A 16,365-nucleotide genomic window follows, 5' to 3' on the forward strand; every position below is an offset into this window, starting at 1 on the left:
TAAAACACTCATTATTTATGGCGTATGACTCTCATCACTTTAAGCATACTCTCCCACAGAGAATAATGCTTTTGATAAACTAAAAATCTAGGTTCCCAATTGGGGCTATATTTTTCTTTATAACGTCTTAATCCTTGAAAACGGTATAAACCATTGAAATGTTCAAATACACGCCCCGCCATTCTCTCTCTTAAATAAGAATAATGCAATTGACCTACATTGGAGAGTGTCGCCATTCCCATATTAAATGCTTTATACCCCTTTTCTTTACTCCATAACAACATATGAAGATATAATCCATCCATTAAAGGTAAATCCAATTCAGGCAACCATCTAATTAAATCAACAGATATTGCATTATTAGAATAAGTAGGCATCAAACTACAAAATGCAATCATCTTGCCAGAATGATCTCTCATTACTCCAATAGGTGCTTTCGATAAATAAGTTTGAGTAAATTGACCTACAGAAAAATGCATCTCACTTCTTCCATCCAACCATTTATCACTCACAAATTTAAGTTCATCAAAGAAATCTTGAGTGAATGGTGGTTCAATAATTTCAAAATTGATATTTAAATCATCAAACTTATTAAGCGTCGCTCTAAAACCACGTCGTTTTTTACCAGATGTTGTAAACGTTGTTAAATCAATAATAGCTTCTTCACCTAATTTAAAGAATTGATTCCCAAAATTATGATATAAAGGCATATATTGATCACTTATTTGATAAAAAATAATTTCATAACCTTGATACTCAGCAAACTGATAAAATGCTTCTAATAATGACTCAAATGATTTAGTATTGCCAATTGGATCACCCAAAACGACAAGGGCATTGGACTTATATCGATACATAATAAAAGAATCTTTATTTTCATTAAAGAAACAATCTTTGTCACCACTATAAACCAGGTGACTTAAATAATTACCACCGTATTTTTGAATAATTTCATCGCAAAGTGTTAAATCAACGCTGTGATGAGAACGTTTATACTTATAATCAAAAAGCCAAGCAATAACGCCAACGAGTAGCATAATAATAACAATGGTCATCCAAAAGTAATATCGTAATAAAGACGTATCAATCTCAATATGATAAACATCTAATGCATATAAAGTTCCTGATATTAAAATATGATTTAAATAAAGAATAAAGATACTAAGAAGTAGCATAAACGCCAACTTTTTAAAGCGTAATGGTCGTTTAAGTACTTGAGCACGTTGATAAGCTAAAATCAGTAACACAAATATGATAATGAGCCATGACAATAATAAAAATGACGCATAAGTATATATAGTCACACTAGCAATTAAAATAATAGAAATAAAGGCATAAATTATTGCACGACGACTGCCTTTATAAATACCTCTTACATTTAGAATAAGTAACAAACAAGCACCCGTTTGTATAGCTAAGGCAATATAATAGGCAAAATGATTTCCGTCATACAATCCATCATAGACAATAGTTAAATTGTTAATAAAGAAAATAATACTAGTTAAAAATATTAAAATTGCTAACGAAAATGAAGGTATTTTAGCTAAAATATCTTTCTGATAAGACCTCAAAAATGAAGTGAAGTCTTTTACAGGTATAAAGTACTTCGAATTGTCGAGATATTTTTTAGCAGTATTTCCAAATTCAAATGAAGATAATATAAGTGCAATCATCACTGGCACAAAATAATAAGCAAATCGATATAAAACTAATGCTAGAAGTATCTTTTCTTCAGAAATACCAAGTGATTTCAGTCCTAGTAACACGACTAAATCAAACGCGCCAAAACCACCTGGAATAAAACTAACTAAACCAGATAAAGCTGCAATAACAAATATACCTACAAAAGTCATAAATGAGATATGTATATCGACAATCAATGCAGCAAAATATAATACAGTAGCTGCTGCCATCCACTCAACACATGATACAATTGTACAATAAACACCCATAAAACGATTATTTCTATCTACAGGTCGTGCCACGGTATAGAAAATAAAGATAGGTAAAAATAATGCAACAATATATAAAATCCAACGTACCCATGAAATTTCATCAATCATGTGAGAAGCGTTAAATATACGCAGAACAACTAAGATAGATAATAAACTTAATCCCGTAAGCATAGATACTAAAATAATAGAAATATATTGCACAAGCTTTTTCGTGTCATTAGTATAATTTTTATATACAAAAGCTCTTACACCTGCACCTATAAACCCTCCAAAACCAATTATAGAATTTAGGGCGTTGATAATATAACTCACTCTAAAGACTCTAATCATCGGCATTTTAAGTTTAAGAGACTTTACTAAAATAATATCGTACAGTGATAATAAAATGAGTGACAGTCCCCCACCAGCAAATAGTAGTACGAGCCATAATCTATTAATTTTGCCAAACTGTATGAATGTCTCTTTAAAATTGATATGTGATAATTCTCTATAGAGTGTAAAAATTACAAAGATAAATAAAGCAGTGGCGAAAATAAATTTTAAAAAAGAAAGTAATTTACTTTTTAATTCTTGTGTCATGTTTTCACTTCGATTCTAATTCAATATGATATATATCAAAATATATCATAAAGCTATGTCATATAGAATATCAATAAGCAAGATGAACCTTACATTATTGTAATACAATTTTCACATCATCCGCGAGATTAATTTGAATAAAATCATTTATCATATGATTACTAAGCATATCATGATCGCAAATGTATATGATTTAAAAATAAAAAAGACTGGAACATTGTTGTTTTGTTGTTCCAGTCTAAAATTATATATATTATTGTTTAATTCCTTTTTCTTCTTCAGTGATAGTGTACTCACCAGCATCATTTCCATAGTAGCGATTGTATCTTCGTTTAAATAACATAAATATGTGTGAAACCAATACCTTAAGTACAGCGTATAGAGGAATCCCAATAATCACTCCAACAATGCCCATTAAATTTCCTGCACATAATAAAATGAAAATAATTGTTAAAGGATGAATTTTCAATGTTTTACCCATAACGTTAGGAGAGATAAAGTGGCCTTCAAAGAATTGGACAAGCGTCCATACAACAGCTAACTTTAATAACATCAAAGGTGAAGTAATAATCGCGATAACAATCGCAGGCGATATTGCTATTGTCGGTCCTAAATAAGGAACCACACTAGTTACTGCAGCAATACTTGCTAAAACTAAGGCGTACTTAAGACCAATAATTGAATAGCCAATAAATAGTAATAATCCAATACAAAATGACACAATAATTTGACCTTGAATGTATGAACCAACTTGTACACTCATCTTTTCTAACAAGTCATGAAAATCTTTTCTAAATTTAGGTGGCATAATTTTTGTAGTATAATCTTTAAATTTATGACCATCTTTTAACATAAAGAACAACACAAAAGGTGTAGTCCCAATAACAATACCGATATTCGCGACTGCTTCAGCAAAAGTTGCAAGTTTAGATCCAAATCCATCTGAGTAATCTGAAACCATAGATGGTATCTTTTTCTGAGCAGATTCTAACCATTCGTTCACTTGTCCCATATAACCAGATAAAATTGTATTATTATTAAGTTTATCAAGGGATCGCGTAATTTTATGTAAATAATTAGGTGTATTTTTGATAAAACTTTCTATCTGTGATCCAATAATTGGAATAAGTAAATTAACTATTAATGTAATAATACCAACAATTGCAACATAAATAATTGTTATACCTAATAGTCTTGGAATACGATACCTCTCCATCATATTTACAATAGGATTGAATAAATAAAATAGTACTAACGAAACAATAATAGGTGCTGCTATTGTATTAAATACAATAATAAATGGTTGAAAGACATATGAAATTTTATCAAAGATAAAAATGACAATACCTAAAAGAACCAATGCAATTAAAGCATAAATAAGGTCATTTCCGCCTAAAAACCTCATAAATCTAGACTCTGACAAACTAAAAAAATGGCTTTTCTTTCCATTTATTTCTTTTTCATTTTTCATTAAATTCACCACGCCTTAAAAATACATCTATTTACTTTTTAATTTTATTGTAAAAATAAGCTTAAAAACACAATATTTATCTTACCACAAATAACAATACTCTAATCATTAAAGTCACTATTCTTGTTAAAAGAATATTTTAAGATTTATTTACTACTAATTTGAACTTCAAAATGATTGATATGTAATGTTAAATAAACTATTTCCGCTTCGTATACATACACACTAAACTCACGTTGAATCATTTTTAATATTTTATAAGCCGTATTAAAACTACGAGGATACATAGTTTTTATCATCGATATAAAATTCTCCTGTGCTTCTAAATACTCACCATTAGTTAATCGATATATTAAAAATTGTATGTGCCTTATAAAACGCTGATATTGTATAGTTTGTTTATCAATTGAATGTTGTAAATCAGTTTCAATAATTGTAATACTCTTATTGATTAACTTGTTTATTACTGAAATATCATGAATTGATAATTTTTCAGAGTTAGATGCAATATGTAATGCGATGAATCCAATTTCATCTTCTGGAAAATGTACGTCTAAGGTTTTATTTAATTTATCGATTACCTTTCGAGCAACATTGTATGCATTACTATAAAGATGTTTTGTTTCAATCACAAATGGATTTGTAATCATTTGATGTTGCTTAAGTCTTTTATAGGCATAAATGATGTGATCTGTAAGTGCAACAACCAAATTTTTATCATCTGTAATTAGACCAGATTCATTGATAATATTAACTGAGTCTATCACCGCTTGAACAACATGATCTTCTCCGAGCTCCAAAAGTGTTTTGTAGTGTTCTTGTTGCTCTTGTTGTTCTAATTTATAAATTTTTTCTATCGAAGCATTCTCTTGAACTGTCATACCAAACTTTTTATTAAAACCAATACCTTTACCAATTAAAACAACCTCTTGATGATTTTTTGTGCATATGATGACATTATTATTGAGTATTTTCGTTATTACATACTTGCTCATCATAATCACCTTTCTAATATCATTATTAAAATTATAATGCTTAATACCTAAATTGAAAAGGAATCTATTTTGAAAGTTTTTACTGCTATTTAGAGACTGAATTAATGACATCAATACTTTATTCCAAAAATTAAAACGGCTTGATACGTCAAGGGATATGTATCAAGCCGTTATTTTATTAATTTATTCACTTTTTTTTTGGTATTCTTGCATGTTGTCCCCAAGTCTCAATGCCAAATAAATTTATTTCTAAGTTTTCGGGTTTAAACACAGGTCTCTTACCTTCTTTACGTTGTCTTTGATAATCTTTCATCACTGCAAATGCTATATTCGACAAACCTATAATTGATATGATATTTACTATTGCCATAAGACCCATAAATAAATCGGCAGTACTCCATACTGTTTCTGTTTTAGCAACAGCACCTACAAATACTAAAAGTACTACAAAACATCTAAAAATAAATAATATCATCTTATTGTTAGATAAAAATTCGATATTGGATTGACCATAGTAATAGTTACCTACAACAGATGAAAATGCAAATAAGGTAACTGCTACAGTTAGGAAAATACCTCCTGCTGAACCTAAATGTTCGTTCAACGCTGATTGCGTAACTGCTACACCTTGAGGCGCGCTATCACCAAATTGTAAACCAGAATATAATAAAATCATAATTGCTGTAGCTGTACAAACAAGCATAGTGTCAAAGAATACACCTAATGATTGAATTAAACCTTGTTTAACGGGATGAGGCACAGCAGCTGTAGCAGCAGCATTAGGTGCAGATCCCATACCAGCTTCGTTTGAGAATAAACCACGTTTAATACCTTGAAGAATAGCTGCTCCTACAGCACCACCAGTAACCTGCTGAACTCCGAATGCACTTTTGATAATAGTGCCAATCATAGGTACAATTTGATCTATATTGAGTAATAAAATGATTAAAACCATACCTATATAAACAATAGCCATAATAGGCACAATAAGTGAAGATAGTGTAGCTATGCTACGAACACCACCAAAAATGATAATACCTGTAATAACTGCAAGTACTATTCCAGTAATTACAGGGCTAATATTGTATTGAGTATTTAATGATTCAGCAATTGTATTTGCTTGAACAGTATTAAATACAAAAGCAAATGTAACTGTAATTAAAACAGCAAATACAATTCCAAGCCATTTTTGGTTAAGTCCTTTTGTTATGTAATAGGCTGGTCCGCCACGGAACCCACCTTCTTTGTCATGTACCTTATAAACTTGCGCAAGTGTTGCTTCCATAAATGCACTAGCTGCACCAATAAAAGCAATAACCCACATCCAAAAGACTGCACCGGGACCACCAAGAACAATAGCAGTTGCAACACCGGCAATATTTCCAGTTCCTACTCTTGACCCAGCACTAATCGCAAAAGCTTGAAATGGTGAAATACCCTTCTCACCACTACTTAAAGTTTCTGGCTTTTCAGTTAATGCTCTAAACATCTCTGGTAACATTCTGAGTTGAATAAATTTAGAACTAATTGTAAAGAAAAAACCTGCTGTTAATAATAATCCAATAAGATATTGAGACCAAATTAAGTCATTCCCGACTTGAACAAATGTTTTAAACCAGCCAGGAATTAAGTTATCGAAATCTTGCAAAACGAATCCCTCTCATCCACTTAAATTTATCGTTTTAAATACACCAAGAGATTTATGCTTTAATTTCATTAACAAAGATTAAACATTCATATTAACAATAAATGTATAATATCACTTTGATAGTTCAAATTAGACATAAATCCCTTGGGCTCATTTTAGTTGCTATTATTAATTTTTATTTTATCATTTTATTTTGTGATTGCATATACTTTTACTCTAGAATCATACTTTCTACTTCTCCAAAATCATCAGTATCAATAATAAATGATCCATTCGTATATTGTTCAGATAAGTGTACATCATCGATTTTACCATATTCTTCATGATGTTGAGAGAATACAACATATTTCGTGTGATTTTCTTTAACTACTGCACCCGCCACAATTCGATGGGGTTTTTTCTTTAATTCTTTTAGTAAAGTAATTCCACGTTGTGCACGTTTAGCTTCTTGAAGAACATTAAAATCAATACGCTTCATAGCACCACGTTGTGTAACCATTATTATGGAATCTGAGTCGTTCACATCTTCTGTCATAACAACATAGTCTTCATCTTTAAGATTAATTGATTTAACACCAGCTGCTCTTAAGCCTGTATCCGATAATTCATTAGTTGAATAAGTTAATGACATGCCTTTATGCGTTAGAACAGTAATTAACTGATCAGTCTCTAATCGAACGACATTAATAAGTTTATCATTGTCTTTAACCTTCATATTTATGAGCGGTTTATTAAAACGAGTAGTTTTAAATTGTGAAGCGCTACTTTTCTTAATCATGCCGTTTTTAGTAGCCATAATATAAAAGGCTTCATTTTTAAAATCTTTTTCGTTGTATACATTTACCACTTCTTCATCTTCATCTATTGGCACAATTTGTGATATGTGTTGACCAAGCTCTTTCCAACGGATATCGGCTAATTTATGAACAGGTATAAACAAATATCTACCTTTATTTGTAAATACAAGAACAGTATCTTGAGTATTCACGCTTTCATGTTTTAATAAGCGGTCACCGTCCTTCAAACCGATTTCAGTCACACCGCTTGCGTTAAAACTACGTGTAGATGTACGTTTTATATAGCCATGTTGTGTCAAACTTAAAATCACTTCTTCACTAGGCACCATAACTTCTTTATCAATTTTGATTTCGGAAATTTCAGCTTCGATTGTAGATAGTCGATCCACTTTAAATTTCTTTTTAATTTCATTTAGTTCATCTTTAATTACTGCTAAAAGCGCCTCATGATTATCTAAGATATTTCTTAATTCTTTTATTAAAGCTTCTAACTCTTCATGTTCTTTTTTCAAAGCTTCTATGTCAGTATTTGTTAATCTATATAGCTGTAACATGACAATAGCTTCTGCTTGAGCTTCAGTAAAGTCATATTCTGCAACTAAATTATCTTTAGCATCTTTTTTATTTTTAGAATTACGTATCAATGCAATAACTTCATCAAGTATAGATAAAGCTTTCATTAATCCTTCCACAATATGCATACGTTTTTCAGCTTGCTCTAAGTCATAGCGCGTTCTATTTGTAACCACTTCAATTTGATGATTTAAATAACTTTCTATAATTTCACGTAATCCCATCAACTTAGGGCGGCCTTCACTAATAGCAACCATATTAAAATTATATGAAATTTGTAAATCCGAATTCTTATATAAATAGTTTTTGATTGATTCGCTATTAGCATCTTTTTTTAATTCGATTGCAATTCGTAATCCAGTTCTATCAGTCTCATCTCGAACTTCTACAATACCATCAACCTTTTTATCAGCACGTAATTCGTCGATTCTTTTAACTAAACTACTTTTATTCACTTCATAAGGAATTTCAGTCACAATTAATTGTTTACGTCCACTTCTTAAAGGTTCTTCATCTACTCGTGAACGCACGACAACCTTTCCTTTACCAGTCTCATACGCTTTTTTAATACCTTCTATTCCTTGAATGATACCACCTGTAGGAAAGTCAGGCCCTTTGATATATTTCATCAGCTGATTAATTGTAATATCAGGTTGATCGATATACTTCAATGTACCTTGTATCACTTCGGCAAGGTTATGTGGCGGGATATCAGTAGCATATCCTGAAGAAATCCCCGTAGATCCATTAATTAATAAATTAGGAAATCTCGCTGGTAATACCATTGGTTCCAAAGTTGTGTCATCATAGTTTGGAATAAATGATACTGTTTCCTTATTAATATCCCTTAATAGTTCTTCTGATAATTGACTAAGTTTAGCTTCTGTGTAACGCATAGCAGCTGGAGGATCGTTATCGATACTACCATTATTCCCATGCATTTCAATTAGAACATGACGTAACTTCCAATCTTGACTTAAGCGCACCATAGCATCATATACTGAAGAGTCTCCATGAGGATGATACTGGCCTATAACATCACCGACAGTTTTCGCACTTTTACGGAAATTTTTATCATACGTATTCCCACTAGAATACATTGCGAATAGTATACGTCGTTGTACTGGTTTTAAACCATCACGTACATCAGGTAATGCACGTTCTTGAATGATATATTTACTATAACGTCCAAATCGGTCACCAATAACATCTTCAAGTGACAAATCTTGAATTATCTCACTCAATTCGTTTCCTCCTCAATATATTTTTCATTCTCTAGTATTTGGACTTCTTTATTATCCAAAATACTTTGATCTTCTTGCATACCAAATTCAACGTGTTTTTCAATCCACTCTCTTCTTGGGGCAACCTTATCCCCCATCAAAGTAGTGACACGTTTTGATGAACGAACTTCATCTTCAACTTGAACTCTAATTAATGTTCGAGTTTCTGGATTCATTGTAGTTTCCCATAATTGTTCTGGATTCATCTCACCAAGACCTTTATAACGCTGTAATGTGAAACCTTTTCCTAATTGATTTTGTAAATTTTCTAATTCTTCATCAGTCCAAGCGTACTCAACTTTTTTATTCTTACCTTTACCTTTTTCTAATTTGTATAAAGGCGGTAACGCAATAAAGACACGTCCAGCTTGAACAAGTGGTTTCATATATTTAAAGAAAAATGTAAGCAATAATACTTGAATATGTGCACCATCCGTATCAGCATCTGTCATGATAATAATTCTGTTGTAATTACTATCTTCAATTTTAAAGTCAGTACCAACACCAGCACCAATAGTATGAATAATCGTATTAATTTCTTCATTTTTAAAAATATCCTCTAAACGTGCCTTTTCTGTATTAATCACCTTCCCACGAAGAGGTAAAATAGCTTGGAATTTACGGTCGCGTCCTAATTTTGCAGAACCTCCCGCTGAATCACCCTCAACTAAATATAACTCGTTTTTATCAGTATTTTTACTTTGCGCAGGTGTTAACTTACCTGATAGCAATGTATCTTTACGTTTACTTTTCTTTCCGGAGCGTGCATCTTCTCTAGCTTTACGAGCAGCCTCGCGTGCTTGTTGAGCTTTAATTGCTTTTTTAACTAATGATTTGGATAATTGGCCCTTTTCTTCTAAGTAATATGGTAATTTCTCTGAAACAACAGAGTCTACAGCACTCCTTGCTTCTGAAGTACCAAGTTTTGATTTCGTTTGCCCTTCAAATTGAAGAAGTTCTTCTGGTATACGTACTGAAATAATCGCTGTTAAACCTTCACGAATATCATTACCGTCTAAATTTTTATCTTTATCTTTCAGTTCGTTTATACGACGTGCATATTCATTAAAAACACGAGTCATCGCTGTTTTGAAACCAACTTCATGAGTACCTCCATCCTTTGTACGAACATTATTTACAAAACTTAATATGCTCTCAGAGTACTGATCATTATATTGGAATGCTACGTCTACCTCTATTCCATTGGAATGCCCTGCAAATGTAGTGACATCATGTAATACTTCTTTACCTTCATTGACATAACTAACAAATTCTTTAATTCCTTCTTCGTAATGGTAGATTTCTTCTCGTTCTTTTCCACTACGTAAATCAGTAAGTGTAATTTTTAAATCTTTAAGTAAAAATGCAGATTCTTGTAAACGCTCACTTAAAATATCAAAATTAAAAGTCGTCGTTGACTTAAATATTTCTGGGTCTGGTTTAAATGTAACTTTAGTACCTGTTTTTTTTGTTTTTCCAGTTTTTACTAAGCCTGTCGCTGGAATACCACCATTTTTGAAATTTTGGGTGTAGATATTACCATCTCTATGAATTTCAACTTCAAGCCATTCACTAAGGGCATTTACAACAGAAGCACCTACCCCATGGAGACCTCCAGATGTTTTATAACCCCCTTGTCCAAACTTACCTCCAGCATGTAAAACAGTAAATATAACTTCTGCAGTAGGTTTGCCAGACGCATGTATACCTGTTGGCATACCTCGACCATTATCTTCAATAGAAATACTACCATCCTGATTAATTGTTACTGTAATTGCATCACCATAACCATTTAATACTTCATCGACGGAGTTATCGACAACTTCATATACAAGATGATGTAATCCTCGTTTATCAGTTGATCCAATGTACATACCAGGTCTCTTTCTAACAGCTTCTAGTCCTTCAAGTACCTGAATTGAATCATCTGAATAATTATTTTGTTTATTCATTGCCAATGATTTCGCCCTCCTACAAACGTACGTTCGTTATTAAAACTATACAATAGTTATTCTTATATAAATTCACCTAAATTGCAAGTGTCATTTAAATTACTAAGTTGTTTGAGTAACTTTATTGAATTAAATTAAATTAACAATGTTCTAATTAATATTGAGTGTGGTAGAATGAAGCTAAGTTTCTAAAGGATGTGTAAGTTTTTATGATGATCATCGTCATGTTAATCTTGAGTTATCTGATTGGTGCATTCCCAAGTGGGTTAATTATTGGTAAATTATTTTTTAAAAAAGATATAAGACAATACGGTAGTGGAAATACTGGAGCAACTAACAGTTTTCGTGTTCTTGGAAGACCAGCCGGATTTATAGTTACGTTTTTAGATATTTTCAAGGGATTTATTACAGTCTTTTTTCCACTATGGTTCCCAGTTCATGCGGATGGTGTTATAAGCACCTTCTTTACAAATGGTTTAATAGTAGGATTGTTTGCAATACTCGGTCACGTGTATCCAATATATCTGAAATTTAATGGCGGAAAAGCAGTAGCTACCAGTGCAGGAGTTGTATTAGGTGTCAATCCTATTTTACTTCTTATATTGGCAATTATCTTTTTTAGTGTATTAAAAATCTTTAAATATGTTTCTTTATCAAGTATCATTGCAGCAATTAGTTGTGTAATCGGTTCAATTATCATTCATGATTATATTTTACTTGCTGTTAGCGGAATTGTTTCAATCATATTAATCATTCGACACAAATCTAATATAGTTAGAATTTTTAAAGGTGAAGAACCTAAAATTAAATGGATGTAACTCAAATTTCTAATTGTTTAGAGCCTGGGACTTCAAATCAATGTTCCAGGCATTATTAATATATTAGCGATTAATAACTTAATGGCCAAAATAAAATAAAAACTTAAAATTTTGAAAAGATTCATTATTTTCTATGAATTTATATTTACTCGATTACAATAAAAGAGCATATCAAATGTATTATGCTATCATGCCTTTAAAATTTAGATAAATAAAAATTTAAAAAAGTAAGGTGATAACACTATGAATATAAAATTAACTCAAAAGGCAATAGAATGGTTTAAAAACGAATTGGATTTACCTATAAGCAATAAAGTTCTTCAGTTTTATGTAAAATATGGAGGAGAATTCCAATTAAAACAAGGATTTAGTCCAGCGTTCACCGTAGAAAATAAAGATGCTATTGAAATAGGTTTTGAACAAACATTCTTCGAAATAAATGTCGTTATTGTGGAAAAAGATTTATGGTATTTTCAAGATGAAACACTAACAGTAGATGCAATCGATCATGAAGATGAGATCATCTACAAACGAAATTAATATAATTATACATATAAAAAAAGAAGCGATAAACCACTTCGCTTCTTTTTATAAATGATCAGTGCCAAACGTAACCTCAGCATCTTTACCTTCTTTATTTAACTGGTTAACCTTACTATAAGTCTCATGCCACTCAGGAAAATATCTATCCAGGCGTATGGGTTTAAATGTATCTGCTTTAATACAGATAAGCTCTGTTGAACCAGTCGTAGCTAATTCTCCATTTTCATTATAAACCTCATAACAATACGTTGAACGTAATCTAGAATATTTTTCTACCCATGTTTTTACTGTAACCTTTTCAGGATAGTAAATTGATTTTTTATATTGCACTTTTAAATCTACAACTGGTGAAATAACACCTTGTTCTTCCATAGAGGCATAACTGAAGCCAAGTTTTCTTATATAGTCAGTTCTCGCAACTTCAAACCATGTTGCGTAGTTACCGTGATAGATAACCCCCATTTTATCCGTTTCTTGATATCTTGCTTCAATTTCAGTCAAACTGTATATCATTGGAGTAATCCTTCTTTCAACTTTAACTTATTCTTTCAATTAAGGATAACATAAAGCAGTCATACCAACACAATAGTTAGCATGACTGCTTTGAATTAATAATGAGTCAAAATTATATTAAATTACTGCGCGAGTTTATTTCTTAATACCATTTGTAAAATACCACCATGACGATAATAGTCTAATTCTACTAGTGAATCAAAACGTACAATAGCTTTGAAATTAATGATTTCACCATTTTCTTTTTTAGCAGTCACATTTACAAGATCATGTGGTTGTACATCTTCATTAATGTCTACAGATATTTCTTCTTTACCATCAAGACCTAGTGTTTCTGCAGATTCTCCTTGTTGGAATTGAAGCGGTAATACCCCCATCATAACTAAGTTAGAGCGATGAATACGTTCATAACTTTGTGCTATGACAGTTTTAACTCCTAATAAATTCGTACCTTTTGCAGCCCAATCACGAGAAGATCCCATTCCATAGTCATTACCAGCTAAGACAACTAAGCCAGTTCCATCTTCTTTATATTTCATTGCTGCATCATATATAGGCATTATTTCTCCGGTAGGCCAGTATGTTGTAAATCCACCTTCAGTACCTGGAGCAAGTTGGTTTTTGATACGAATATTAGCAAATGTACCACGTACCATTACTTCGTGGTTACCACGACGGGAACCATAAGAGTTAAAGTTGCGAATTGCAACATCATGATCTAATAAATATTTACCTGCTGGTGTATCTTTGCCGATAGCACCTGCTGGAGAAATATGGTCTGTTGTAACAGAATCACCAAATTTACCCATAACTCTCAAACTTTTAAGCGGTTCAATTTTACCCGGCTCTTTAGATAATCCTTGGAAAAATGTTGGATTTTGAATATATGTTGAATTAGGATCAAAATCATATAATGGTTCATCGGTTACATCTATTTCATTCCACATTTCATTGTTATGATATACATTTTTATATTCTTCTAAGAATAGTTCAGGTGTAACAACTTTATCTACAGTATCAGAAACTTCTTGTATTGAAGGCCAAATGTCTTGTAAGTATACATCTTTACCATCTTTGCCTTTACCAATTGGTTCATTTTGTAAATCAATATCTACTGTACCAGCAAGCGCATAAGCTACAACAAGTTGTGGTGATGCTAAATAGTTTGCTTTCACTAATGGGTGGATTCGACCTTCAAAATTACGATTACCTGATAAGACTGAAGTTACTAATAAATCTTCATCTGCAACTGCCTTTTCAATTTCAGGCAATAGTGGCCCTGAGTTACCAATACATGTAGTACAACCATAACCAACAAGGTTGAAACCTAAATCATCTAAATATTGTTGTAATCCAGAATCTCTTAAATACCCTGTAACAACTTTTGAACCTGGAGCAAGTGACGTCTTAACGAACTCTGGTACTTTCAATCCTTTTTCTACAGCTTTTTTAGCAACTAAACCAGCACCTAACATAACATATGGGTTAGAAGTGTTAGTACATGAGGTAATAGCAGCAATTGCGATATCTCCTGTTTTCATAGTTGCTTTAGACCCATCATTAAAATTAATTTCTGCTTTTTTATCAAATTCACTTTGATCAAGTCCATGACCTTGATTACCAGCAGGAGCTGTTACTGATTTTTCAAATTCTTTTTTCATATCACTTAAGAAAATTAAATCTTGTGGACGCTTTGGACCAGAAAGTGATGCCTCTACTGTAGATAAGTCTAAATCAATAACATCTGTATATTCAGGGTCCTCTTTTTCAACATCAAAGAACATATGATTTTGTTGTAAATATTCTTTAACCAATTCAATATGTTCTTCGTCATGGCCAGTAAGTTTCATATATTTCAATGATTCTTCATCTACTGGGAAGAAACCACATGTTGCGCCATATTCTGGGGCCATGTTAGCAATTGTAGCTCTGTCTGCTAATGGTAAATGTTGAACACCTGGACCAAAGAATTCAACAAATTTTCCAACCACACCTTTTTTACGTAATTCTTCAGTCACACGTAAAGCCAAATCGGTAGCTGTTGAACCTTGTGGTAAAGAATGAGTTAAACGCACCCCGATAACTTCAGGAATTGGAAAATATGACGGTTGCCCTAACATACCTGCTTCGGCTTCGATACCACCAACGCCCCAACCTAGAACACCAATACCATTTATCATTGTAGTATGTGAATCTGTACCAACTAAAGTGTCAGGAAATGCTGTTTTTTCACCATCAACATCTCTTACATGTACAACATTTGCTAAATACTCTAAGTTTACTTGATGAACAATACCTGTAGCAGGAGGTACTGCATTATAGTTATCAAAAGCTTTTGTTGCCCAGTTTAAGAATTGATAACGTTCATAGTTACGTTCAAATTCTAATTTCATATTACGTTCTAATGCTTCTGGATTAGCGTAACTATCGACTTGAACAGAATGGTCGATAACTAAATCCACAGGTACTTCTGGGTTGATTTTATTAATATCCCCACCAACATCATTCATAGCTTTACGCAATGAAGCCAAATCTACTACTGCTGGCACACCTGTAAAGTCTTGTAAAATAACACGAGAAGGTTTGAATGGAACTTCACCTTCGTTACCTTCATTACCGAATTCACTTAATGCTTTGATATGATCATCAGTTATAACAAAATCATCCTCTTGTCGTAACACAGATTCTAACAATACGCGAATTGAATATGGTAATTTAGAAATTTTAGTTAGCCCTTTTTCTTCTAATGTTTGTAAGTCATAGTAAGTATATGATTGACCATTTAATTCGAATTGTTTCTTTGCTTGTTCTTTAATATTAGAAGCCATTTTATATCCCCCTTGATATTTATATATATTTATATGCCGTTAATTAAATTGTATTATTATATGTTTATCAAAACAACTATGTACCTTTAGAAAACGCTTTATTTTCATTTCGCTTTTGTAATCAGTTTATATAAGAAAAACTTATCGTAAGATATTAGCGCAATAAGTAAATGTTATTAATTGAGAATGGTTATCAATAATGAACATCATTTTAAATATCAAACTACTATTCGGTTTCTTCATACAAATTGAATGACCACAAACTTATAAGCTTATGCGCTCAAAAATGAAATGATATCAATTTGATACTGTATCTATCAGCAGATATAATAATAAAATTTTAGTAGTGAGATATTAGTGATTTTTATAAAAAAACCTGAGACAATTTTGTTTGTCTCAGGTTTATAAAG

10 protein-coding genes are annotated in these 16,365 nt (G+C 31.7%); 2 read left to right on the forward strand and 8 right to left on the reverse strand.

What is annotated here, in order from left to right:
• Positions 1–11: 11 nt before the first annotated feature.
• The 6 genes from mprF to parE form a co-directional block, all read right to left on the reverse strand.
• A complete protein-coding gene (gene mprF, locus ACVBFA_RS01100) occupies positions 12–2,534 on the reverse strand; it encodes a bifunctional lysylphosphatidylglycerol flippase/synthetase MprF (protein ID WP_126122599.1) in 2,523 nt (840 codons plus the stop codon).
• A 253-nt stretch (positions 2,535–2,787) separates the two neighbouring features.
• On the reverse strand, positions 2,788–4,005 hold the full coding sequence (locus ACVBFA_RS01105; RefSeq protein WP_002446374.1) for an AI-2E family transporter: 1,218 nt from the start codon (positions 4,003–4,005) through the stop codon (positions 2,788–2,790).
• A gap of 146 nt (positions 4,006–4,151) precedes the next feature.
• On the reverse strand, positions 4,152–5,000 hold the full coding sequence (gene glcT, locus ACVBFA_RS01110) for a glucose PTS transporter transcription antiterminator GlcT (protein ID WP_126122600.1): 849 nt from the start codon (positions 4,998–5,000) through the stop codon (positions 4,152–4,154).
• Positions 5,001–5,187: 187 nt separating this feature from the next.
• Entirely contained in the window at positions 5,188–6,648 is a 1,461-nt protein-coding gene (locus ACVBFA_RS01115; RefSeq protein ID WP_126122601.1) for an alanine/glycine:cation symporter family protein, read from the reverse strand.
• A 211-nt stretch (positions 6,649–6,859) separates the two neighbouring features.
• On the reverse strand, positions 6,860–9,262 hold the full coding sequence (parC, locus tag ACVBFA_RS01120; RefSeq protein WP_447158758.1) for a DNA topoisomerase IV subunit A: 2,403 nt from the start codon (positions 9,260–9,262) through the stop codon (positions 6,860–6,862).
• Positions 9,259–11,253: a DNA topoisomerase IV subunit B gene (parE, locus tag ACVBFA_RS01125; RefSeq protein WP_164539693.1), complete on the reverse strand. Its 1,995-nt coding sequence runs from the start codon at positions 11,251–11,253 to the stop codon at positions 9,259–9,261. The genes parC and parE overlap by 4 nt, the downstream gene beginning before the upstream one ends.
• Positions 11,254–11,462: 209 nt before the next feature.
• Here parE and plsY point away from each other — a divergent pair, with 209 nt between their 5' ends.
• Positions 11,463–12,071 carry a glycerol-3-phosphate 1-O-acyltransferase PlsY gene (gene plsY / locus ACVBFA_RS01130; protein WP_002439653.1) on the forward strand — a complete coding sequence of 203 codons (609 nt, stop codon included), beginning with the start codon at positions 11,463–11,465 and terminating at the stop codon, positions 12,069–12,071.
• Positions 12,072–12,314: 243 nt separating this feature from the next.
• Positions 12,315–12,611, forward strand: a complete 297-nt coding sequence (locus ACVBFA_RS01135) for a HesB/YadR/YfhF family protein (protein ID WP_126122603.1) — start codon at positions 12,315–12,317, stop codon at positions 12,609–12,611.
• A 48-nt stretch (positions 12,612–12,659) separates the two neighbouring features.
• On the opposite strand, the gene menI is transcribed toward ACVBFA_RS01135, so the two are convergent.
• Together menI and acnA are read right to left on the reverse strand one after the other, a co-directional pair.
• Entirely contained in the window at positions 12,660–13,127 is a 468-nt protein-coding gene (menI, locus tag ACVBFA_RS01140) for a 1,4-dihydroxy-2-naphthoyl-CoA hydrolase MenI (RefSeq protein WP_002446368.1), read from the reverse strand.
• 122 nt (positions 13,128–13,249) lie between these two features.
• Positions 13,250–15,955 (reverse strand): aconitate hydratase AcnA, encoded by a 2,706-nt coding sequence (gene acnA, locus ACVBFA_RS01145; RefSeq protein ID WP_447158759.1) that lies wholly within the window; start codon positions 15,953–15,955, stop codon positions 13,250–13,252.
• Positions 15,956–16,365: the final 410 nt, after the last annotated feature.

Source organism: Staphylococcus sp. MSU001, from assembly GCF_052976705.1.